Raw genomic sequence first — 21,811 nt, 5'->3', positions numbered from 1 at the left:
TCGTCCTTGGCGGAGACATCCACCATGGCAGCGCGGCCGGCATCGTCGAAATGGGTCAGCTTGGGCATGGGGCCTTCCTTCGGGCCGAGAGGGGCGCCGCCCCTCTCGGGCTCACCCCGCCAAAGGCCGAAGGGCCTTTGGAAACCATGAGTTTGGGCGTGACGCTTCGAACAGCGGACTCAAGGGTTCGAAGGGCCTTTCAGCCCTCTGCAGAGAGTTTGAGAGGGGCAGCGCCCCTCTCAGATCACAGCGCGTGAACGAGGGCGCTTGCCGCCGCCGTCACATCCTGCTGCCGCATCAGATGCTCGCCTACCAGGATGCAGCGGGCGCCGGCCACCGCCATGCGCCGCACATCCTCGGGCGTGCGGATGCCGCTCTCCGCCACCGGGATGCGGTCCGCGGGCACCAGCGGGGCCAGCTTCTCCGTGGTGGCGATATCGGTCTTCAGCGTCTTGAGGTTGCGGTTGTTGATGCCGATCAGCCGGCTGTTCAGCCCGAGCGCCCGCTCCAGCTCCCGCTCGTCATGCACCTCCACCAGCACCGCCATGTCGAGGCTGTGGGCCAGGTCCTCCAGCTCCTTCGCCTGGGTATCGGCGAGCGCGGCCATGATGAGCAGCACGCAATCCGCGCCCATCGCCCGGGATTCGTAGATCTGCCAGGGATGCACCATGAAGTCCTTGCGCAGCACCGGCAGTTCGCAGGCGGCGCGGGCGGCTTTCAGATCCTCCGGCCTGCCCTGGAAATAGGGGGCGTCGGTCAGGACGGAGAGGCAGGTGGCGCCGCCCTCGGCATAGGCCTCCGCCAGGGCGGGCGGGTCGAAGGGGTCGCGGATCAGCCCGCCGGAGGGCGAGGCGCGCTTGATCTCGGCAATCAGCCCGACCCGGCCATCGGCGACGGCGCTGCAGAGAGCGCGGATGAAGCCGCGCGGCGGCGGCACGTCCCGCGCTGCCCGCTCCAGCTCCGATTGCGGCTGAACCTCGGCGCGCTGCCGCACCTCCTCGTACTTGTCGGCCAGGATCCGGGCCAGGGTGTCCGGCACCTCGAGTTCGGGAAAGGCAAGGTTGGGGGCGTTCATGGGGCGGTGGCGTCCTTCAGGCGGCCCAGTACGGCAGAAGCGGCGCCGCTGTCGATGGCCCGCGCGGCCAGCGCGGCGCCGGCGCGGAGGCTCTCGGCGCGCCCGGCCACGATGAGGGCGGCGGCGGCGTTGAGCAGCACGATGTCACGATAGGGGCCGGGGGCACCCTCCAGCAACGCCAGCAGGGCGGCGGCGTTCTCCGCCGGCTCACCGCCGCGGATCGCCTCGGGCGGGGCGCGCTCCAGCCCGGCATCTTCCGGCGCCACGGTGAATTCGCGGATGGTGCCGCCTTCCAGCGCCGCCACCTGGGTCTCGCCGCAGAGCGCGATCTCGTCCAGCCCCTGGCCGTGCACCACCCAGGCGCGCTCGGTGCCGAGCCGGCCGAGGGTCTCGGCCATCGGCCGCAGCCAGGCCGGGCTGAAGGCGCCGGTGAGCTGGCGCTTCACCCGCGCCGGATTGGCCAGCGGCCCGAGCAGGTTGAAGATGGTGCGGGTGCCGAGCTCGACCCGCGGCCCGGCGGCGTGGCGCATGGAGGCGTGGTGCCGCGGCGCCATCAGGAAGGCCATGCCGGCCTTCGCCAGCACCTCCTCCAGCCGCTCCAGCGGCACGTCGAGATTGATGCCGAGGGCGGCCAGCGCATCGGCGGCGCCGGATCTCGAGGAGAGGGCGCGGTTGCCGTGCTTCGCCACCGGCACGCCGCAGCCGGCGACGACCAGGCTGGCGGCGGTGGAGATGTTGAGGCTGCCGGAGCCGTCGCCGCCGGTGCCGACGATGTCGATGGCGCCGGGCGGTGCCTCGATGGCGGTCATCCGGGCACGCATGGCGCGGACGGCGCCGGTCAGCTCCGCCACCGTCTCCCCCCTGACGCGCATGGCCATCAGCAGCCCGGCGATCTGGGCCGGCGTTGCCTCGCCCGCCATGATGGTGCCGAAGGCGGCCTCCGCCTCGCTTTCCGCCAGGCGCTCGCCGGCGGCGAGGCGGGCGAGGACCGGCTTCAGGCTGTTCACGCCGGCACCTTGACCTTGGCCAGCGCCAGGAAATTGCGCAGCAGATCGTGCCCGTGCTGGGAGGCGATGCTCTCCGGGTGGAATTGCACGCCCCAGATCGGCTTGCTGCGATGGGCGAGGCCCATGATGAGCCCGTCCTCCGTCCAGGCGGTGGCTTCCAGCTCCGCCGGCAGGTCTTCCTGGCGCACCACCAGGGAATGGTAGCGGGTGGCGCGGAAGGGGCTGGGCAGGCCGGCGAAGACGTCCGTGTTGCGGTGGTGGACATCCCACACCTTGCCATGCACCGGCTCCGGCGCGCGGATGACGGTGCCGCCGAAGGCCTGGCCGATCGCCTGGTGGCCGAGGCAGACGCCCAGCAGCGGCACGCCCGCCGCGGCGGCGGCGCCGATCAGCGGCAGGCAGATGCCGGCCTCCTTCGGCGTGCAGGGGCCGGGGGAGAGGAGGATCGCCTCCGGCCGGAGGGCAAGCGCCTCCTGGCTCGTCAGCGTGTCGTTGCGCCTGACCTCGATCTCCACCCCAAGGTCGCCCAGGAAGTGATAGAGATTGAAGGTAAAGCTATCGTAGTTGTCGATCAGCAGGATCATTGCCGCGAACTTTCCGCCCGGTCAGCCGACTGGTCAAGCGAGGGCTCTTCCGCACGCGGCGGCTGCGGCGCCGGCGGCGTAGGCAGGGGACGGATGAGCGGCGGCAGGGACGGGCCGCTGATGACGTCGAAATCGAAATCGCTGCGCTGCATGTCAGGCTCCTGGGGTGGGGCCGTCACGCACACTGGCAGCAAGGGGTCCGGAAACACGAAAGCCGCCAGGAGGTGGCGGCTTGGTGATGGTCTCGATCTGCGCGAGGTCCTCAGGCCGCCGGTGTGTACCAGCGGTACCAAAATCGTGCAGTGGCGGGGACGGTCTCGCGCATGGGCGGGACCCTAGCAGGGGCGTTGGGGGCGGGCAAGGCTCATCGCGCCGTCACCGCCAGACCGAGTCTCTGCTGAAGTGCCGCCGGCCCCTGGGCGCCGAGCTCCGACACCTCCCGCAGCTTCACCGGGGCGGGCGGGCGCAGCACCAGCTCCACCTCCTGCGCCTGGCCACGCAGGAAGCGCTGCACGGCGGCGAGGGAGGGGGCGAGGGGACCGCTCGCCGCCGGGCCCAGGGCCTGGGCGGCCATGGTGGCGTATTGCTCCCGCAGCCGGGCTTCCGGCACGCGCTGCTGCCGCGCCTGGTCGGCCAGCAGCCGGCCATAGAGCGACTGGTCGAGATAGGTCAGCCGGGCGCCGAGCAGGCGCATCCGCTCGGCGCTTTCCGCCATCCGCCCCGGGTCGGTGCCCACCCCGTCGAGCTGCAGGGAGAGGCCGAGCCCGCCCATGCCGCGCGCCGCGAGGGTGAAGGAGGTCAGGTCCATCCGCTCCGCCGCCGGCTCCACCCGCGCTTCCAGCGCGATGTCGCCGGTGATCTCCGCGTAGCCCAGGCGGCGCATCCAGGGCTCCAGCGCCGGGATGGTGCCGAGCGTCAGCTCGCGCAGCGCCAGCCGGCCGGCCTGGCCGCTCCCCTCCGGCGCGTCGGCCGAGAGGCGGAAGCTGCCGAGGCTGCCGAGGCGCGTCCCGGCGAGGGAGGCGGAGAGGCCGTCCAGCTCGATCGCCACCGCATTGGCGGGCGTCGGCGGCGGCTGGCGGTCGATCGCGGCCTGCAGCAGGCCGGGCAGGTCGTAGCCCTCCAGCGCCAGCCGGCCGAGCTGCACCCGGTCGACCACCCCGGCTGTGCGGGCGAGGATGTCGAGTCCCGTCAGGCTGACGCGGCCGGGCCGGCCGGCGGACCATTGCTCCAGCCGCGCCTCCTCCGCCGAGACGGGCGTCTCCCCCTGCACCGCGAGCGCTTCCAGCACCAGAAGGTCCAGGCCGAGATCGCCCGGGGCGAGGGCCGCGCCGGGGGCGGGGCGGCGCAGGCGGAAGCCTTCCAGGGTGAGGCGGCCAAGCATGGCGGGCGTCTCGCCGCCCAGGGCGATGCCGGTGGCGGTGAGCTTGCCGATCCGGTCCTCCTCCACCCCGTCCAGCAGCATCTCCTCCACCTCGATGCGCTGATCCGCGCGGCGGAAGCTGGCGCCGGTGACGCGGGTGGAGCCGGTGCCGTCGGTGGTGGCCTCGCGGTAGGTCAGGCCGATATCGGCGCCAAGCATGGCGCGCAGCCGGCGCACCGCTTCCGGCGCATCGGCTGGCAGGGGCGCGACGGGCTGCGGGACGGTGGCCTGGGGGGGGCCGGGCTGCGGCGCGGCGCCCGGGGGGCTGCCGCCGGGAGGCGGGGCGAATTTATCCGGCACCGCGGCCTGGGGCGGCGGCGCGACGGGGGGCGGGGCAGCGAATTTGTCGGGCCGCGCGGCCGGGGCCGGGGCGGCTGGGGCAGGCTTGCCGCCCGGCTGGGGCGAGGCGGGGGCGGGCGGGGATTTGCTCTGCGCGAGGGCCAGGCCGGTGCCGAGCCCGGCCGCGACAATCCCCGCCGCCGCCATGCCCATTGCCGTCCGGGTCACACCACGGGTCACGCCTCGGCGCATGCCATCCTCCCTGTGCGGCCTCCACCCTATCAGCGATGAGAGGCAAGACGGAGGCGTTTGATGCCACCTCCGGTCGATGTCCGTGCCAGGGCGCACGGCATGGCGAGGCGAGACGGATGGGCGGCGTCGGCCCTGGCGTCGCGGCCGGCGCCTGCCCATGTTGCGGTCATGAGCAACCTGCCCGACCGGCCCGGCCGCTCTGCTGCCGTGGCAGCCTTCCTGCAGCAGGTGGCGCGGCTGCCGCAGGTGAAGCCGGCGAGCGGCCGCCGCGGCCGGCTGATCTTCGCGATCGACGCCACCGCCTCCCGCCAGCCGAGCTGGGATCGGGCCTGCCAGCTCCAGGGCGAGATGTTCCTGGCGACGCGGGAGATGGGCGGGCTCGAGGTGCAGCTCGCCTACTACCGCGGCTTCCTGGAATTCGCCGCGACGCCCTTCCTGGCCGATGCGGCGGAGCTGGCGCGGCGGATGACCGGCGTGCAATGCCTGGGCGGGCAGACGCAGATCCAGCGCGTGCTGGACCATGCGCTGGCGGAGACCAGGAAGGACCGCGTGCATGCGCTGGTCTTCGTCGGCGATGCGGTGGAGGAGCCGGTGGACCCGCTCTGCCATGCGGCGGGGCAGCTCGGCCTCTGCGGCACGCCGGTCTTCTGCTTCCACGAGGGCGGGGATCTGCGGGCGGGTCAGGCCTTCCGGCAGATCGCCAAGGTCTCGGGCGGCGCCTATGCGGTGTTCGATGCCGGCAGCGCTGAGGCGCTCAGGGCGCTGCTGCGGGCGGTCGCGGTCTATGCCGCGGGCGGGCGGGCGGCGCTGGCGCGGCTGCCGGGGGCGGCGGCCTCCCGCATCGCCGGGCAGCTGCCGGCGCCGAAGGGGTAAGGCCCGGCCATGCTCTGGCTGGCCCTCGGCGCCCTGGTGCTGCTGCTCCTGCTGCTGCTGGCGCAGGGCTTCGCCCGGGCGCGGGTGGAGACCATCCGGACCATCGCCATCGGGGTGGCGGCGGCGGCGGCGCTCGGCCTGGTGGCGCTGGTGCTGCTGAGCGGGCGCGCGATGAGCGTGCTCTGGAGCCTGCTGATGTTCGCCCCGGTGCTGCTGCCGCGGGTGCGGGGCTGGTGGGCCAATCAGCGCTTCCGCCGGCGGCCGGACGGGGCAGCGGGGGAGAGCAGCGTCGAGACGGCGACGCTCGCCATGCGGGTGGCGCTGGATAGCGGCGAGATGAGCGGCCGGGTGAAGCGTGGGCCGCAGGCGGGGCGGGAGCTGGCGGAGCTTGGCCTGGCCGAGCTGCTGGCGCTGCTGGCGGAGTGCCGGGCGAGCGACCCGGAGAGCGTGCCGCTGCTGGAAGCCTGGCTGGACCGGGTGGCGCCCGACTGGCGGCAGGCGGAGGAGGCGACGCCGCCGCCCGCCGGCAGGAGCGGGAAGATGACGCGGGCCGAGGCGCTGGAGGTGCTGGGCCTGGCCGAGGGGGCGAGCGAGGCGGAGATCCGCGCGGCGCACCGGCGGCTGATGCGCGGGGCGCATCCCGACCAGGGCGGCAGCGACTGGCTGGCGGCGCGGATCAACCAGGCGCGGGATGTGCTGCTGGGGTAGGGCGGGGTCGGCCGAGCAGGACTCGACCGAAACCGTGACTCACGCAACCGTCCTGCCCCGGTCGTTAAGAGCAGATTGCCGTAGGCGGCATCGCCCCGAGGCGTAAACCTGCGGTGCGAACAAAAGCGTAGAGCGTTTTCGGTGAACGCAGGTGAACCGAAAGCGCTCTAGCGCCGCGTCCATCCGGTCCGCGCCTTCGCCCCGCAGTGTTCAGGCCAGCAGCGCCATCAGCGGCCTGATGTCGGCGGCGGTCTCCAGCCCGCGGATGGCGGCGATCTGCGCCTCGGCGCGCTCGGCGAAGCCGCCGAGCGCGGCGTTGTCGCGGTATTTCGCATCCAGCGCCGCCTCGCTCAGCGGGTTGGCCTCGCTGCCGACCGGATCCGTCACCACCCGCTCCGCCGCGCTGCCATCGGCATAGCGCACGGTCACCCGCGCCGCGCCGCGGGGCAGGCCGGCATCGAGCTTCGCCGTGACCTTGGCGCGGAAGGCGGCGAGCACGGGGTCGTCCACCGCCGCCTGCTCGAACTCCGCCACGCCGGCGCGGCCCAGCACCAGGCCGAGCGCGGCGCTGTGATGGATGCTGACGCGGGCATCGCGGTTGTTGCGCACCGCCCGGTCGCCGCGCGCCAGCAGCAGCGCATCCCCGGCCACCTCCACCGCAGCGATCGCCTCCGGCGGCACCGGCCGCGCCGCGCGCAGGGCGAGACAGGCATCGATCACCGCATGGAAGACGATGCCGGCGGGATAGGGCTTGTAGGTGGTGCGGGCGATCTCCCAGCGCGTGCCGAGGCCTTCCGTGATGGCGGCGACATCGGGCTCGTCCCCCATGGCGCGCGCCCAGCCCAGCGGGCCCTCGATGGCGGCCGGGGCCGCCTCGTAGCCCGCCTCCGCCAGCAGCGCGGCGAACAGGCCGAGCCGCGCCGCATTGCCGACCGAGACGTTCTTCGCCGCGCTCGGCAGGTTCTCCACAGTGCCGGCCGATTGGCTGGAGGCGATGCCGAGGGCGTGCCAGCACTGCGTCGCCGAGAGGCCGAGCAGCTTCGCCGCCGCCGCCGCCGCGCCGAAGGCGCCGCAGGTGGAGGTGATGTGCCAGCCCCGCGCGTAGTGCCCCGGAGAGACGGCGTTGCCGATGCGGCACTCCACCTCGCCGCCCAGCAGGAAGGCGTGCAGCACCTGGGCGCCCGAAAGCCCGCGCTGCTCCGCCAGCGCCAGGCAGACCGGGGCGACCGGCGCGGCCGGATGGATGACAGTGTTCAGATGGGTGTCGTCATAGTCCAGCAGATTGCCGGCGATGGCATTGACGAAGACGGCGCCCATCGCGTCCAGCTTCAGCCCCTGGCCATAGACCGTGGCCGTGGGCGCGGCGGAGAGGCCGCGCATGACGCCGAGCGGGGTCAGCACCGCCGGATCGCGCGCCACGCCGAGGGCGCAGCCGATATGGTTGAGGATGGAGCGCACCCCCTCCTGCCGCAGGGCGGGCGGGATCGCCGCCCAGTCCGAGCCGGCGATGAAGCGGCCGAGCAATTCCCCGGCATAGGGCTGAGCCATGGCGTTCCTCTCTCGATCCTCGCGGGACCGGCGCCGCCCGGGGGCCGGTCTCGCCAGTGGTGTCGGGTGCGGGGTGGAAGCTTACCGCGCTTGGCGAAAGCTGCCGCCGCCTGTGGTCCTTCCGTGGCCTGACGGAAGGCTGTGTGAGATCTTGGGCCCCAGCGGCGCAGCGGTCTTCCCGAGCGGTCTCACTGCGCCTTGACGATCAGCCCGTCCCGCGCCGCCTGGGTCCAGCGCGCCTCCTCGGCGCGCAGCAGGGCGGCGAATTCCTGCGGGCCGAGCGGCGACAGATCGGTGCCGGTGGCGGCGAGCTTGGCGCGGATGGCGGGGTCGCGCAGCACGGTCGCGATCGCCTCCGACATGCGCGCGGCGATGGCGGGCGGCAGGCTGGCGGGCGCGAGCATGCCGTACCAGCCGGCGAATTCGTAGCCGGCGATGCCCGCCTCGGCCAGGGTCGGCACCTCCGGCAGCAGGGCGCTGCGCGTCGTGGTGGTGACGCCGAGCGCCCGGATGCGTCCGGCCTGGAGATGCGGCAGGGCGGCGACGGTGCTGTTCCAGCTCGTCGGCAGGTGGCCGGCGATGAGGTCGTTCAGCATCGGCGCGGCGCCGCGATAGGCGACCTCCACCATCTCGATCCCCGCCAGCCGGCAGAACAGGTTGCCGGCATAGGAGATGGCGGCATCCGAGGTGCCGAAGCCGATGCTCCGTGGCGCCGCCTTCGCCGCCGCCACCAGCTCGGCCGCACTCTTCCAGGGCGTGCCGCCGCCGACGGCGAGCAGGATGGGAAAGCGGGAGAGCAGGGCGACCGGGGTGAAATCCTGGCCCGTGCGATAGGGCAGGGCGGGCATGACGAAGGGGTTCAGGCTGTGGCTGCCGGTATCGACCAGGAAGACCTGGCCGTCCGGCTCCGCCCGCACCACGGCCTCTGAGCCGACCACGCCATTGGCGCCGGCCCGGTTCTCCACCAGCACCGGCTGGCCGAGGAGGGGGCGGAGGCCTTCCGCCAGGGCGCGGGCGAAGACATCCGTGCCGCCGCCGGCGGCATAGGGGACGATGAGCCGGACCGGGCGCTGCGGCCAGGGCGCCTGGGCCTGGGCCAGGGCCGGGGCGGCCAAGCTGGCGAGCAGCAGGGTGCGGCGGGGGAGACGGGGCATCGGGCGCTTCCGGAATTGGCCTGGCCGCGATCATCCGGGATCGGCGGCGCGTGTAAAGGCGGGCATCCGCGGCGCGGCGGCGTCCATGCCTGTCGATTACGCCCATCCCGGGGCAGGGCGGCTTCCCTTTGCGCGGGCCTGGCGCCCGCCCCGGCCTTCATCCCGTCGCCGCTGCCGGGCGGCGGGGCGATTCCGCCGGGCCGGGAAATGCTCTAGCCTCCGCCGCATGCAATCCTCTCCCGTTCTGCGCGGCCGCACCGCGCTCATCACCGGCGCGACCGGCGGCATCGGCCTGGCCTGCGCGGAGGCGCTGGCGGCCGAGGGCTGCGACATCCTGCTGCACGGGCTGGAGGAGCACGGCCCGGCGCTCGCCGCCGATCTCGCCGCGCGCTTCGGCATCGCCTGCCGCTACCATGTGGCGGACCTCGCCGATCCGGCGGCGATCGAGGCGCTGGCCGCCGCGGCGGGGGAGCCGGATATCCTGGTGAACAACGCCGTCACCCGGCATTTCGCCCCGGTGGAGGCAACCAGCCGGGCAGACTGGGACCGCGACATCGCGGTGAATCTCTCCGCCGCCTTCCACCTGATCTCCCTCAGCCTGCCGGCGATGCGGCGGCGGGATTGGGGGCGGATCGTCAACATGTCCTCCATCTATGGCCGCATCGGCACGCGGGGGCGGATCGGCTACGTCACCACCAAGACGGCGCTGATCGGCCTGACGCGCGGCGTAGCGCTGGAGACGGCGGGCACCGGCATCACCTGCAACGCCATCTGCCCCGGCACCACCCTGACGCCGAACATCGCGGCGCGGATCCGCGCCGCCGCCGCCGCCTCGGGCCGTGACGAGGAAGCCGAAGCGCGGCATTTCCTCGGCCCGAGGCAGCCGACGGGCCGATTCGTCGAGGCTTCGGCCATCGGCGCGATGGTTGCCTTCCTCTGCGGCCCCGCCGGCCGCGACATCACCGGGGCCGAGCTGCCGATGGACGGCGGCTGGTCCATCGCCTGAGGATCTCCCTTCCATGCGTCGCCGTTCCCTGCTCGCCGCACTCCCTGCCGCCGCGGTGCTGCCGCCCCTGTCCGCGCTGGCGCAGGGCTTTCCCAGCCGGCCGCTGCGGCTGATCGTCACCTGGCCGCCGGGCGGGACCACGGACATCCTGGCGCGGCAGCTCCAGCCGCAGCTCATGGCGAAGTTCGGCCAGCCGGTGGTGGTGGAGAATCGCGGCGGCGCCTCCGGCGCCATCGGCACGGTGGAACTCGCCCGCACCCCGCCGGACGGCCACAGCTTCGGCATGGTGACCAGCACCGTCATCTCGGCGGCGCTGCTCGGCCGCCAGGGCTATGACCCGGTGCGCGACCTGACGCCCATCCTGAACCTGGCGCGCGTCGCCAACATCCTGGCGGTGAACAAGGCGCTGCCGGTGCGGACGGTGCCGGAGCTGATCGCCTACGCCAAGGCGCGGCCCGGCCAGCTCAGCTTCGGCTCGCCCGGCATCGGCTCGGCGGTGCACATCTCGGGGGAGATGTTCAAGCTGGCGGCCGGGGTGGACATGGTGCACGTGCCCTATCGCGGCGGCGGGCCGGCGCTGGCGGATCTCGTCAGCGGGCATATCCAGCTCATGTTCGGCAATGCCAGCTCCACCCTGCCTTTCGTGCGGGATGGCTCGCTGCGGGCGGTGGCCGTCACCTCCGCCCATCGTGCGCCCTACCTGCCGGAGGTGCCGACCATCGCCGAGGCCGCGCTGCCCGGCTTCGCGATCGACGAATGGTATGCGGTACTGGGCCCGGCCGGGATGGCGGAGGAGCCGGTGAACCGCATCAACCAGGTGTTCCAGGAGATCATCACCGAACCCGCCGAGCGCGCCCGCCTGCTGGAGATGGGGGCCGAGGTGGTCGGTGGCAGCGCCGCCGAGTTCAGGGCCTTCTACCTGGCCGAGCTGGAGAAGATCGGCGTCGTGGTCCGCACCGCGAAGATCACGATGGAGTAGGCGCGGTCCGGCATGGGCCCGGGGAGGGGCACGCGGCGCCCCTCTCAACGCCTTCTTCATGTCCTGCCGTCACTCTCCGCCCTGGCTTGCCAGAACGGAGCCCCGCCCTTGACCCACCTCTCCGCCATCGCGCTGGACCCAGCGGACCGCACCGTCCGCACCGTGAAGCAGGTGCTGACCGAGGCGATGCAGGCCGAGATCGACCGCAGCCAGGGCATCTACGCCATCGAGGGCATGTCGGGAGGGCGCTACCGCCACTTCATCAACCATCTGGTCCGCGCCCTGCCGCAGCCGCGCTATCTCGAGGTCGGGTCCTGGATGGGCTCCACCCTCTGCGCCGCCATCCATGGGAATGCGGTGCAGGCCCTGGCGATCGACGATTGGAGCCAGTTCGGCGGGCCGAAGGAGGCCTTCCTGGCCAATGTCCAGGCGCATCTGACTCCGGAGGCGCAGGTGGGCTTCCTGGAAGGCGATTTCCGCCAGGTGCCCTTCGCCACCCTGGCCGCCCAGGCGCCGCCCTATGGCATCTACCTGTTCGACGGCCCGCATGAGGAGGCGGACCAGTATGACGGGCTGGCGCGCGCCCTGCCGGCGCTGGCGGAGCTCTTCGTCTTCATCTGCGACGACTGGAACTGGGCCCAGGTGCGCCGCGGCACCTGGCGGGCCATCGCCGATTCCGGGCTGGAGACGCTGTTCGCCGCGGAGATCCGCACCTCGCTCGACAATTCCCACGGCACGCCGGGCGGGAAGGAGAGCGACTGGCACAATGGCTACTTCATCTCCGTCCTGCGCAAGCCGCCAGCCTTCGCCCTGCCAGGCTGAAACCCGGGCTTGCGCGCCGCGGCCTGGCGATGCGATGAGCGGGCGGAACGGTCTCGCCACGGCCGTTGCGGAGATCCTGGCATGGAGGTCACCCCCCGCCGCATCCTCGGGGCGGCGCTGATCCTGCTCGGGGCCCTGGTCGGGCTGCTGGGCCTTGCCGGGCAGGCGCCGCCGGGCTGGGAGCAATGGAGCTACGTGGCCGCCGCTCTGCTGGCCGTGGCCGGCGGCGGGCTCTTCGCAGATCCCAACCAGGGCAGGGGCGATCTCGGGCTGGATTGAGCGGCCTGCCCCGGCCGGCGCCGCTGCGCCGCATGTGAAAGGCCGGGCGGCGCGCCGCCCCTTGCCGCCCGGGACGGGGACCGTATAAGCGCGGCCGGGGGCCGGCCGGCCCCCGGGCCCGCTGCGCGCGCGGCGCGGGCCTCACCCGAATTCCCGGCCCGGCTGCCCGGCGCCGGACCAGCCATGCCGGAGGCCCCATGTCCGCCATCGTCGACATCATCGCCCGCGAAGTCCTGGACAGCCGCGGCAACCCGACGGTGGAAGCGGAGGTGGTGCTGGACAGCGGCGCCACCGGCCATGCCCTCGTCCCCTCCGGCGCCTCCACCGGCGCGCATGAGGCGGTGGAGCTGCGGGACGGCGACAAGTCCCGCTATGGCGGCAAGGGCGTGCTGAAGGCGGTGGCGAATGTCGAGGGCGAGATCTTCGACGCCCTCTCCGGCATGGACCCGACCGAGCAGCTCCGCATCGACGAGACGATGATCGCGCTGGACGGCACGCCGAACAAGGCGCGGCTCGGCGCGAATGCGATCCTCGCCGTGTCGCTGGCGGTGGCCAAGGCGGCGGCGGCGGATCAGGGCCTGCCGCTGTTCCGCTATGTCGGCGGCGCCTTCGCCCGCACCCTGCCGGTGCCGATGATGAACATCATCAATGGCGGCAAGCACGCGGACAACCCGATCGACATCCAGGAATTCATGATCATGCCGGTGGGCGCCGGCACCATGGCGGATGCGGTGCGGATCGGCTCCGAGGTCTTTGCCCAGCTGAAGAAGGCGCTGCACGACGCAGGCCACAACACCAATGTCGGCGACGAGGGCGGCTTCGCCCCGAATATCGGCTCGGCCGACGAGGCGCTGGGCTTCATCGCCAAGGCCTGCGAGAAGGCTGGCCACCGCGTGGGGGAGGACATCCTCTTCGCCCTCGACTGCGCCTCCACCGAGTTCTTCCACGACGGCGTCTACAAGCTGGAGGGCGAGGGGAAGACGCTCGACCAAGCCGGCATGGTGGAGTACCTGGCGGCGCTCTGCGCCAAATGGCCGATCATCTCCATCGAGGACGGCATGGCCGAGGATGACTGGGCCGGCTGGAAGCTGCTGACGGAGAAGCTCGGGGCGAAAACCCAGCTCGTCGGCGACGACCTCTTCGTGACCAACACCGCCCGGCTGCGGGAGGGGATCGAGAAGGCGACGGCCAATTCCATCCTGGTGAAGGTCAACCAGATCGGCACCCTCTCCGAGACGCTGGAGGCGGTGGAGACGGCGCACCGGGCCAGCTACACGGCGGTGATGAGCCACCGCTCCGGCGAGACGGAGGATGCAACCATCGCGGATCTCGCGGTGGCGACCAATTGCGGGCAGATCAAGACCGGCTCGCTCAGCCGCTCCGACCGGCTGGCCAAGTACAATCAGCTCATCCGCATCGAGCAGACCCTGGGCAGCGCCGCGCGCTATGCCGGGCGGACCATCCTGAAGCGGTAATCGCCCACACCCTTCAGTATTCTCCACAGGATGTGCAGCTCCTGCTTGCCAAAGGGTGTCGTGCCTGATTCTCTTCGCCGGGGATCAGGTATGGGGGTTTGGGAGTCATGTCCTTCGGCCAGACGCTGAAGCGGAAGGCGCGGGAAGCGCTGCTGCCGCTCGGCTTCGCGGCGCTCTGCGGCTACTTCGCCTGGCACTCGATCCATGGCGAGTTCGGCACCATGGCGCGCGAGCAGCGGCAGAAGGACGTGGCCGCGGCGCGCGAGGTGCTGGCGCGCGCCATCGAGGAGCGGGACCGGATCGAGCGGCGGGTGAACGGGCTGCGCGGCACGGAGATCGACCGCGACCAGCTCGATGAGCGGGCGCGGACGCTGCTCAACCTCGTCGGCAAGGACGAGATCGTCATCCCCTATGAGCCGGGCCGGCGGCTGTACTGAGAGGCCGCAGCGCGGCGGGGGCGGATTCGCCGGCTTTCCACGGATCGGGATAGCCTTCCGCGGCCAGGCCGCGGAAGGCGGTGCAGGATTTCCGGCGTCCAGCGCCCCGGAGGCCCCCCCGAAACCGCGGAGCGGCTTCGTGGGGAGAAAGCTCAGGGCTTGGTGTCTTCCGCCAGGTGCGCTTCCAGCATCCACAGCATCTTGTCGGTGGCGCGGGACTGCTCGGTCAGCAAGTCGGCGGTGTCGGCATCCCCCGCCTCATCGGTGGCGTCGATGCCCTCCCGCAGGGTCTTCGCCACCTGGGCATAGCGGTCGGACAGCGCCCGCACATGGTCCATGCCGGCATGCATGTCGGTCGGGTAGGGCGGCAGCCGGGTGCCGCCGGCGATGGTCTGGGTGGTGCCGTTCGCCGTGCCGCCGAGCTGGACGATGCGCTCCGCGAGGTCGTCCGTCGCCGCGGCGAGGGCGGTGTAGAACTCCTCGAAGAGCTTGTGCAGCTGGCCGAAATGCTGGCCCTTCACGTTCCAATGCGCCTGCCGCGTGGCGTTGTAGAGGTCGACGCTGTCCGAAAGGCAGCCCTGCAGCACCTCGATCGAGACCTGCTTGGCGTTGCCCGGCACGTCGTTCCGGGTGGGCAGCAGATCCGACTTCCTATCCGATTTCGCCATGGTGTTCTCCTCTTTGTTGCACACCAGCATGTGGGACGGCCGGCGGCCAGGGCCAGTACTGTCGCCGTGATGCCTGCCATGCGCCAGCGCGGAACGACCGATGCCGCCGCATGACAAAGCCGTGAATATCGTCCCCCTGGCCGGTGCCGCCCGGCCCCCGATCTCCCCTGCTCCCAGGCGGCGGCGTCCTGCGGGAAGGCAGGACCGCGTGCCGCCGCCTCATCCCGCCCCCAGCGCCTGCATCGCCGGTCCCTTGCCGAAGAGGTCCAGCAGCAGCCGCACCGCCTGGCCGCGCGGGCCGGTGAGGAGCGGATCCTTTTCCAGCAGCAGGGCGGCGTCGCGATGGGCCATCAGGATCAGCCCCTCCTGCTTCTCCCCCTCCGGCAGGCCGAGGCGGAAGACCGGAGTGCCGCTCTGCCTGGTGCCCAGCGCCTCGCCACCGCCGCGCAGGCGGAAATCGGCATCGGCGATAACGAAGCCGTCCTCCGTGTCGCGGAGGATCAGCAACCGCTCGCGGGAGGCCAGGCCGAGCCCCTCATCGTAGAGGAGCATGCAGTAGCTCTGCCCCGCGCCGCGTCCGACCCGGCCGCGCAGCTGGTGAAGCTGGGCGAGGCCGAAGCGGTCCGCATGCTCCACCACCATGATGGTCGCCTCCGGCACGTCCACCCCCACCTCGATGACCGTGGTCGCCACCAGCAGCCGGGTGCGGCCGGCGGCGAAGTCGCGCAGCGCCGCCTCCCGCACCTCGGTCTCCTGCCGCCCATGGGCGAGGCCGACCAGGCCGGGGAAGCGCTCGGAGAGCTCGGCGAAGCGGGTCTCGACCGCGGCGAGGTCCACCACCTCGCTCTCCGCCACATGCGGGCAGACCCAGTAGACCCGGGCGCCGCGCTCCAGCGCCCGGGCGATGCCTGCCACCACCTGGTCGAGCTGCCGCAGGCCGTGCAGGGTGGTGGTGATGGGCTGCCGCCCGGCCGGCTTGCCGGAGAGGCGGCTGACCGCCATCTCGCCCCATTGGGTCAGCAGCAGGGTGCGGGGGATGGGCGTCGCCGTCATCACCAGCATGTCGGCGGTCTCGCCCTTCTCCGCCAGCATCAGCCGCTGGGCGACGCCGAAGCGGTGCTGCTCATCCACCACGGCGAGGCCGAGGTCGCGGAAGGCGACACCCTCCTGGAACAGCGCATGGGTGCCGACGACGATGTTGACGGCGCCGCTGGCCAGCCCCCCCAGCACCCGCTTGCGCTGGGCACCCTTCACGCTGCCGGCCAGCAGCTCCACCCGCACCCCGGCCGGGGTGCAGAGCCGGTCCAGCGTCCGGATATGCTGGCGGGCGAGGATCTCCGTCGGGGCCATCAGCGCCGCCTGGGCGCCGGATTCCACGGCGCGCAGCATGGCCAGCACGGCGACCAGGGTCTTGCCGGCGCCGACATCGCCCTGCAACAGCCGCAGCATGCGGTGCGGGGCGCCGAGGTCGGCGTCGATTTCCGCCAGCGCATGCGCCTGGGAGGGGGTGAGGGGATGGCCGAAGGCGGCCAGCGCCCGGCTGCGCAGCTCCCCGGTGCCCTCCAGGGCGCGGCCGGCGCGGTGGCGGACGCGGCGGCGGACCAGGGCCAGCGCCACCTGGCCGGCCAGCGCCTCGTCATAGGCCAGGCGGGCGCGGGCAGCGGGGGGCGGGGCCTCGCCCTCCGGCGCCTGCACGTCCCGGAGCGCGGCGGCGAAGCCGGGCCAGCCCTCCCGCCGCTGCAGCGGGGCGTCCAGCCATTCCGGCAGCTCCGGCAGCAGGGCCAGCGCCTCCTTCACCGCGCGGGCGACATGGCGCAGCGTCAGCCCCTTCACCAGGGGCCAGACCGGCTCCAGCTCCGGCAATCCCTCGGGCCCGGTGGCGGAGAGCGGGTTCACCATGGAGAACGCATTGCCCTCGACGCTGATCTTGCCGGCGAAGAGCCGCTCGGTCGCTTCGGGCAGAAGCTGCCGCAGCCAGTCGGCGCGGCCATTGATGTAGCGCACGAGCAGGCGCTTTCCGTCCGACTCGCAGCGGAACTCGACATAGGGCCGGCCGGTGCGGGAGCGGGCGAGGCGCATCGGCCCGATGAGGGCCGGCAGGATCACCTCCTGCTCCGGCGGCGCCGCCTGGGGGCCGGGCACGCGCAGCCGCCGCGCATAGCGTTCCGGCAGGTGGAAGAGCAGGTCCAGCACCGTCTTGCCGCCCACCGCCTCCTCCAGCCGCTTCGCGATCACCGGCCCCACGCCGGGCAGGCTCGCCAGCGGGGCATGGAGCGGGGCAAGCGGCTGAGGCGTCTCCGCCGGCGCTGCGGTCATGGGTCTGCGGCGGTGCAACCGCGCGGGGGGCTGCCGCGTCGGGCTGACAGGATTCCCATGGGGGCCTATATGCCATCCGGAGCGATGCCCGACACCCCCGACCCCCTCGATCCCCGCCGCCGCCGCCTGTTGTTCCGCGCCCGACACCGCGGGACGAGGGAGGCCGACCTGATGATCGGCGCCTTCACCGAGCGGCATATCGCCCGCTTCGCCGAGGCGGAGCTGGAGGAGCTGGAGGCGGTGCTGGAATACCCGGATGTGGATTTGGCGGACTGGCTCTCCGGCCGCCGCCCGATTCCGCCGGAATGCCGCAGCCCGATGCTGGACCGGATGGCGGTGGAATGCGCCGCGCCAGGGGCCGGGCTGCCTGAGGAGTTGCGCGACGGTGCACGGGATGTGCCTGGCGACGGCGCACGGAATACGGCGCGGCGGGGATGAGCGAGGTCCTGACCGCGCCGGGCCTCACCGTCCACGGGGCGCCGGAGGGATTCGACGCGCTGCTGCTGACACGGCGCCGCGCGGAGACCGCCGCGCCGGTCCTGCATGTCTGCCGCGACGATGCCCGGACCGCACGGTTGGCGGAGGCGCTGGGCTTCTTCGCATCCGGGGTGGAGGTGCTGCGCTTCCCTGCCTGGGACTGCCTGCCCTATGACCGCGTCTCGCCCAACCCGGAACTCGTTGCCGAGCGCGTCGCCACCCTGACGCGGCTGCTGGAGCCGAGCGATCGGCCGCGCATCCTGCTGACCACGGTGAACGCCCTGGTGCAGAAGGTGCCGCCGCGGGCGGCCTTCGCCGGCGCCACCATGGTGCTGAAGAAGGGCGGGCGGGTGCGGCCGGAGGCGCTGACCGCCTTCCTCGAATCCAACGGCTATGGCCGCACCGGCACGGTGATGGAGCCGGGCGAGTACGCCGTGCGCGGCGGCATCATCGACCTGTTCCCGGCCGGGGAGCAGGACCCGGTCCGCCTCGACCTGTTCGGCGACGAGATCGAGAGCCTGCGGCGCTTCGACACCGGCACCCAGCGCAGCGGCGAGGCGCTGCAGGAATTGTGGCTGCGCCCGGTGGGGGAGGTGTTCCTCGACGCCGAGAGCATCGGCCGCTTCCGCGCCGCCTATGTGGATCTGTTCGGCGCGGCGGCGACGGAGGATCCGCTCTATGTCTCCGTCAGCGCCGGGCGGAAGCATCCCGGCATGGAGCATTGGGCCGGGCTGTTCCATGCGGAGATGGAGACGCTGCTGGACTATGTCCCCGGCGCCTCCGTCAGCCTGGACCACCAGGCGGAGGATGTGCTGGCCGCGCGGCTGGAGATGATCGCCGACCATTACGAGGCGCGGCGGCACCCGGTGCGGGCGGAGGGGGAGGTGCCCTATCGGCCGGCGCCGCCGGGGCGGCTCTATCTGACGCGGCCGGGCTGGGACCGGATGCTCTCCGGCGGGCCGCTCTTCCGCTTCTCGCCCTTCGCACGGGCGGATGGGGCGGAGGGGATCGATGCCGGCGGCCGGCCCGGGCGGCTCTTCACCGAGGCGCGGGCGGCCGGGCAGAACGTCTTCACCGCCTATGCCGAGCATGCGGCGGCGATGGTCGAGAGCGGCCGGCGCCCGGTGCTCGCGGCCTGGACCCGCGGCTCCCGCGAGCGGCTGGCGAATTTGCTGCGGGAGAACCGTGTCGTCGCCCAGGCGGTGGAGAGCTTTGCCGAGTTGGCGAAGCTGCCATCCGGCGTCGTCGGGCTGGCGGTGGTGGGGCTGGAACGCGGCTTTCTGGCGCCGAAGGAGGCCACCGGCGCCGGGTTCGGGCTCTCCGTCGTCGGCGAGCAGGATCTGCTGGGCGAGCGTATCGCCCGGCCGCCGCGGCGGCGGAAGCGGGCCGACCAGTTCATCGCCGATGCCACCGGCATCGAGCAGGGCGACCTGGTGGTGCATGCCGACCATGGCATCGGCCGCTACGATGGCCTCGAGACCATCGAGGTGAATGGCGCGCCGCATGACTGCCTGCGGCTGATCTATGATGGCGGCGACAAGCTCTTCCTGCCGGTCGAGAACATCGAGGTGCTGTCGCGCTTCGGCACCGAGACGGCGGGGGTTGCGCTGGACAAGCTGGGCGGCACCAGCTGGCAGAACCGCAAGGCCAAGGCCAAGCAGCGCATCCAGGACATGGCCGGCCAGCTCATCCGCATCGCCGCCGAGCGGCAGTTGCGGGAGGGCCAGGCGGCGATGCCCCCGGAGGGGGCCTTCGACGAATTCTGCGCCCGCTTCCCCTTCGCCGAGACCGAGGACCAGCAGCGCGCCATTTCCGACGTGCTGGAGGATCTGGCGAGCGGCCGGCCGATGGACCGGCTGATCTGCGGCGATGTCGGCTTCGGCAAGACCGAGGTGGCGCTGCGGGCCGCCTTCGTCGTCGCCATGGCCGGGCTGCAGGTGGCGGTGGTGGTGCCGACCACGCTGCTGGCGCGGCAGCATTTCCGCACCTTCCGGGCGCGCTTCGAGGGGCTGCCGGTGAATGTGGCCCAGCTCTCCCGCCTGGTGACGGCGAAGGAGGCGGCGCAGGTCAAGGAGGGGCTGAAGGACGGCTCCATCAACATCGTCGTCGGCACCCATGCGCTGCTGGGCAAGGGGGTGGAGTTCGCCGAGCTCGGCCTCGTCATCGTCGATGAGGAACAGCATTTCGGCGTGGCGCACAAGGAGAAGCTGAAGGCGCTGAAGACCGATGTGCATGTGCTGACCCTGACGGCGACGCCCATTCCGCGCACCCTGCAGCTGGCCCTGACCGGCGTGCGGGAGATGAGCGTGATCGCGACGCCGCCGGTGGACCGGCTGGCGGTGCGGACCTTCATCATGCCCTGGGACGGCGTGGTGCTGCGGGAGGCGATCCAGCGCGAGCGGTTCCGCGGCGGGCAGATCTTCTGCGTGGTGCCGCGGCTGGAGGACATGGCGAAGGTCGCGGACCGGCTGCGGGAGATCGTGCCGGAGGCGCGGATCGTCGAGGCGCATGGGCAGATGGCGCCGACCCATCTCGAGAAGGTGATGACGGAGTTCGGCGACGGCAAGCACGACATCCTGCTGGCGACGAACATCGTCGAGAGCGGGCTCGACATGCCGGCGGTGAACACGCTGATCATCCACCGTGCCGACATGTTCGGCCTGGCGCAGCTCTACCAGCTGCGCGGCCGGGTCGGGCGCGGCAAGCAGCGCGGCTATGCCTACCTCACCTGGCCGCCGGCGCACCGGCTGAGCGCGGCGGCGCAGAAGCGGCTGGAGGTGATGCAGACGCTCGACAATCTCGGCGCCGGCTTCACTTTGGCCTCCCACGACCTCGACATCCGCGGCGCCGGCAACCTGCTGGGCGACGAGCAGAGCGGGCATATCCGCGAGGTGGGCATCGAGCTCTACCAGCAGATGCTGGAGGATGCGGTCGCCGATCTGCGGGCCGGGCAGGGCAGGAAGAAGAAGGGCGAGGCGGATTACGCCCGCGACTTCACGCCGAACATCAATCTCGGCCTGCCGGTGCTGATCCCGGAGGAGTATGTGCGCGACCTGCCGGTGCGGCTGGGGCTCTACCGGCGCATCGGCGCGCTGTCCGGCGAGGCGGAGATCGAGGCGATGGCGGCGGAGCTGGCCGACCGCTTCGGGCCGGTGCCGGAGGAGGTGGAGAACCTGCTGCAGGTGGTGGCGCTGAAGGCGCTGTGCCGTGCGGCGGGGGTGGAGAAGCTGGATGCCGGGCCGAAGGGCATCGTGCTGGGTTTCTTCCGCAACCAGCCGCGCAACCCGGGGGGGCTGGTGCAATGGGTGGCGGCGCAGAAGGGGCTGGTGAAGTTGCGGCCTGATCATAAGCTCGCCTTGCTCAAGGAGATGGAGCTGCCGCAGCGCATCCGGGTGGCGAAGGAGCTGGTGGGGGCGATCGCCAAGCTCTCGGGGACGGCGAAGGCGGCGTGAGGCGAGCATGCCGAGAGGGGCTTTGCCCCTCTCGGGCTCTCCGCGCCAAAGGCCGTAAGGCCTTTGGAAACCGTGAGTTTGCAGGCGGGCATTGTGCCGACCGGTGGCCGGCCACCGTCTGCGCCTCTCTCCCGCCAAGAAGATCAGCCAGGCTGCGCGGGACCGCGGCGCGCGGTGCGTCTTCGATGCCTGCCATTCAAGCCACTCGGCAGCATGCGGCTCGACAGCGCCATGGCGGCAAAGGCCTGGCGCATCAGCGGGGCTGCGCCGCCCTCTGCGACCCTCGTGCTCCGCTGCCTTGCTACCGCGTACCGAACATCCGGTCGCCGGCATCACCGAGGCCCGGCACGATATAGCCATGCTCGTTCAACCGCTCATCCACCGCCGCCGTCCAGATCGGCACGTCCGGATGCGTGCCGTGGAAGCGTTCCACCCCTTCCGGCGCCGCCAGCAGGCAGACCAGGCGCAGCTCGCGGCAGCCGCGCTCCTTCAGCCGGTCCACTGCGGCGACGGCGCTGTTGGCGGTGGCGAGCATCGGGTCCAGCACGATCACCAGCCGCTCCGCCACATCCGGCGGCGCCTTGAAGTAGTACTCCACCGCCTGCAGCGTCTGCGGGTCCCGGTAGAGGCCGATATGCGCGACGCGGGCGCTGGGCACCAGGTCCAGCATGCCGTCCAGGAAACCGACCCCGGCGCGCAGGATGGGGGCGAAGACCAGCTTCTTGCCGGCCAGCCGCGGCGCCTTCATCGGCGCCAGCGGCGTCTCGATCTCGACCTGCTCCAGCGGCAGGTCGCGCGTCACCTCATAGGCCAGCAGCATGCCGACCTCGTTCAGCAGCCGGCGGAAGCCCTGGGTGGAGCGCACCTCCTGCCGCATCAGGGTCAGCTTGTGCTGCACCAGCGGGTGTTTCACGACATGCAGTTGCCGCATCGGCCAGCTCCTGGTTTCCATAGGCCTTTCGACCTCTCGGGGATTGGGGGGTGAACGCACGGCGTTCAA

At 72.3% G+C, this 21,811-nt stretch carries 20 protein-coding genes; 10 read left to right on the top strand and 10 right to left on the bottom strand.

Annotated features, from left to right (window positions below; all coding sequences use genetic code 11):
* Positions 1 to 244: 244 nt before the first annotated feature.
* The 5 genes from trpC to NJ376_RS11455 all read right to left on the bottom strand — a co-directional run bounded on the left by trpC (position 245) and on the right by NJ376_RS11455 (position 4,617).
* Entirely contained in the window at positions 245 to 1,075 is an 831-nt protein-coding gene (gene trpC, locus NJ376_RS11475; protein WP_252953397.1) for an indole-3-glycerol phosphate synthase TrpC, read from the bottom strand.
* On the bottom strand, positions 1,072 to 2,082 hold the full coding sequence (trpD, locus tag NJ376_RS11470; protein WP_252953396.1) for an anthranilate phosphoribosyltransferase: 1,011 nt from the start codon (positions 2,080 to 2,082) through the stop codon (positions 1,072 to 1,074). The genes trpC and trpD overlap by 4 nt, the downstream gene beginning before the upstream one ends.
* Positions 2,079 to 2,666, bottom strand: coding sequence for an anthranilate synthase component II (locus NJ376_RS11465; RefSeq protein ID WP_252953395.1), 588 nt, complete (start codon positions 2,664 to 2,666; stop codon positions 2,079 to 2,081). The genes trpD and NJ376_RS11465 overlap by 4 nt, the downstream gene beginning before the upstream one ends.
* Positions 2,663 to 2,818: a hypothetical protein gene (locus NJ376_RS11460; RefSeq protein ID WP_252953394.1), complete on the bottom strand. Its 156-nt coding sequence runs from the start codon at positions 2,816 to 2,818 to the stop codon at positions 2,663 to 2,665. Before NJ376_RS11460 ends, NJ376_RS11465 begins: the two co-directional genes overlap by 4 nt.
* A 212-nt stretch (positions 2,819 to 3,030) precedes the next feature.
* Entirely contained in the window at positions 3,031 to 4,617 is a 1,587-nt protein-coding gene (locus tag NJ376_RS11455) for a hypothetical protein (protein WP_252953393.1), read from the bottom strand.
* 168 nt (positions 4,618 to 4,785) lie between these two features.
* Here NJ376_RS11455 and NJ376_RS11450 point away from each other — a divergent pair, with 168 nt between their 5' ends.
* Both NJ376_RS11450 and NJ376_RS11445 read left to right on the top strand, forming a co-directional pair.
* A complete protein-coding gene (locus NJ376_RS11450) occupies positions 4,786 to 5,490 on the top strand; it encodes a vWA domain-containing protein (protein ID WP_252953392.1) in 705 nt (234 codons plus the stop codon).
* 9 nt (positions 5,491 to 5,499) lie between these two features.
* Complete coding sequence (locus tag NJ376_RS11445; protein WP_252953391.1) at positions 5,500 to 6,198, top strand: J domain-containing protein; 699 nt, start codon at positions 5,500 to 5,502, stop codon at positions 6,196 to 6,198.
* A gap of 210 nt (positions 6,199 to 6,408) precedes the next feature.
* On the opposite strand, the gene NJ376_RS11440 is transcribed toward NJ376_RS11445, so the two are convergent.
* Together NJ376_RS11440 and NJ376_RS11435 are read right to left on the bottom strand one after the other, a co-directional pair.
* Positions 6,409 to 7,746, bottom strand: coding sequence for an MmgE/PrpD family protein (locus NJ376_RS11440; RefSeq protein ID WP_252953390.1), 1,338 nt, complete (start codon positions 7,744 to 7,746; stop codon positions 6,409 to 6,411).
* A 188-nt stretch (positions 7,747 to 7,934) separates the two neighbouring features.
* Positions 7,935 to 8,900 (bottom strand): tripartite tricarboxylate transporter substrate-binding protein, encoded by a 966-nt coding sequence (locus NJ376_RS11435; RefSeq protein WP_305879976.1) that lies wholly within the window; start codon positions 8,898 to 8,900, stop codon positions 7,935 to 7,937.
* 226 nt (positions 8,901 to 9,126) lie between these two features.
* Here NJ376_RS11435 and NJ376_RS11430 point away from each other — a divergent pair, with 226 nt between their 5' ends.
* The 6 genes from NJ376_RS11430 to NJ376_RS11405 all read left to right on the top strand — a co-directional run bounded on the left by NJ376_RS11430 (position 9,127) and on the right by NJ376_RS11405 (position 13,898).
* A complete protein-coding gene (locus NJ376_RS11430) occupies positions 9,127 to 9,906 on the top strand; it encodes an SDR family oxidoreductase (RefSeq protein ID WP_252953389.1) in 780 nt (259 codons plus the stop codon).
* A 13-nt stretch (positions 9,907 to 9,919) separates the two neighbouring features.
* On the top strand, positions 9,920 to 10,885 hold the full coding sequence (locus NJ376_RS11425; protein WP_252953388.1) for a Bug family tripartite tricarboxylate transporter substrate binding protein: 966 nt from the start codon (positions 9,920 to 9,922) through the stop codon (positions 10,883 to 10,885).
* Positions 10,886 to 10,993: 108 nt separating this feature from the next.
* Positions 10,994 to 11,707 (top strand): class I SAM-dependent methyltransferase, encoded by a 714-nt coding sequence (locus NJ376_RS11420; protein ID WP_252953387.1) that lies wholly within the window; start codon positions 10,994 to 10,996, stop codon positions 11,705 to 11,707.
* An 81-nt stretch (positions 11,708 to 11,788) separates the two neighbouring features.
* Entirely contained in the window at positions 11,789 to 11,986 is a 198-nt protein-coding gene (locus tag NJ376_RS11415) for a hypothetical protein (RefSeq protein WP_252953386.1), read from the top strand.
* 197 nt (positions 11,987 to 12,183) lie between these two features.
* Positions 12,184 to 13,461 (top strand): phosphopyruvate hydratase, encoded by a 1,278-nt coding sequence (eno, locus tag NJ376_RS11410; protein WP_252953385.1) that lies wholly within the window; start codon positions 12,184 to 12,186, stop codon positions 13,459 to 13,461.
* A 107-nt stretch (positions 13,462 to 13,568) separates the two neighbouring features.
* Complete coding sequence (locus tag NJ376_RS11405; protein WP_252953384.1) at positions 13,569 to 13,898, top strand: FtsB family cell division protein; 330 nt, start codon at positions 13,569 to 13,571, stop codon at positions 13,896 to 13,898.
* Positions 13,899 to 14,050: 152 nt separating this feature from the next.
* Here the strand turns inward: NJ376_RS11405 and dps are convergent, their stop codons facing one another.
* Together dps and recG are read right to left on the bottom strand one after the other, a co-directional pair.
* Positions 14,051 to 14,566, bottom strand: coding sequence for a DNA starvation/stationary phase protection protein Dps (dps, locus tag NJ376_RS11400; RefSeq protein WP_252953383.1), 516 nt, complete (start codon positions 14,564 to 14,566; stop codon positions 14,051 to 14,053).
* 219 nt (positions 14,567 to 14,785) lie between these two features.
* Positions 14,786 to 16,882, bottom strand: a complete 2,097-nt coding sequence (recG, locus tag NJ376_RS11395) for an ATP-dependent DNA helicase RecG (protein WP_252953382.1) — start codon at positions 16,880 to 16,882, stop codon at positions 14,786 to 14,788.
* A gap of 84 nt (positions 16,883 to 16,966) precedes the next feature.
* Here recG and NJ376_RS11390 point away from each other — a divergent pair, with 84 nt between their 5' ends.
* Both NJ376_RS11390 and mfd read left to right on the top strand, forming a co-directional pair.
* Entirely contained in the window at positions 16,967 to 17,320 is a 354-nt protein-coding gene (locus tag NJ376_RS11390; RefSeq protein ID WP_252953381.1) for a succinate dehydrogenase assembly factor 2, read from the top strand.
* Positions 17,317 to 20,811: a transcription-repair coupling factor gene (gene mfd, locus NJ376_RS11385; protein ID WP_252953380.1), complete on the top strand. Its 3,495-nt coding sequence runs from the start codon at positions 17,317 to 17,319 to the stop codon at positions 20,809 to 20,811. The genes NJ376_RS11390 and mfd overlap by 4 nt, the downstream gene beginning before the upstream one ends.
* Positions 20,812 to 21,112: 301 nt before the next feature.
* Here mfd and upp read toward each other — a convergent pair whose 3' ends face one another.
* Positions 21,113 to 21,742, bottom strand: coding sequence for a uracil phosphoribosyltransferase (gene upp / locus NJ376_RS11380; protein ID WP_252953379.1), 630 nt, complete (start codon positions 21,740 to 21,742; stop codon positions 21,113 to 21,115).
* Between the last annotated feature and the right edge of the window lie 69 nt (positions 21,743 to 21,811).

Origin of the sequence: Siccirubricoccus soli (assembly GCF_024178315.1) — a bacterium.
GTDB classification, from domain to species: Bacteria; Pseudomonadota; Alphaproteobacteria; order Acetobacterales; family Acetobacteraceae; genus Siccirubricoccus; species Siccirubricoccus soli.
The sequence above is the reverse complement of the archived record's forward strand: the minus strand, read 5'-3'. Positions and strand labels throughout refer to the sequence as shown.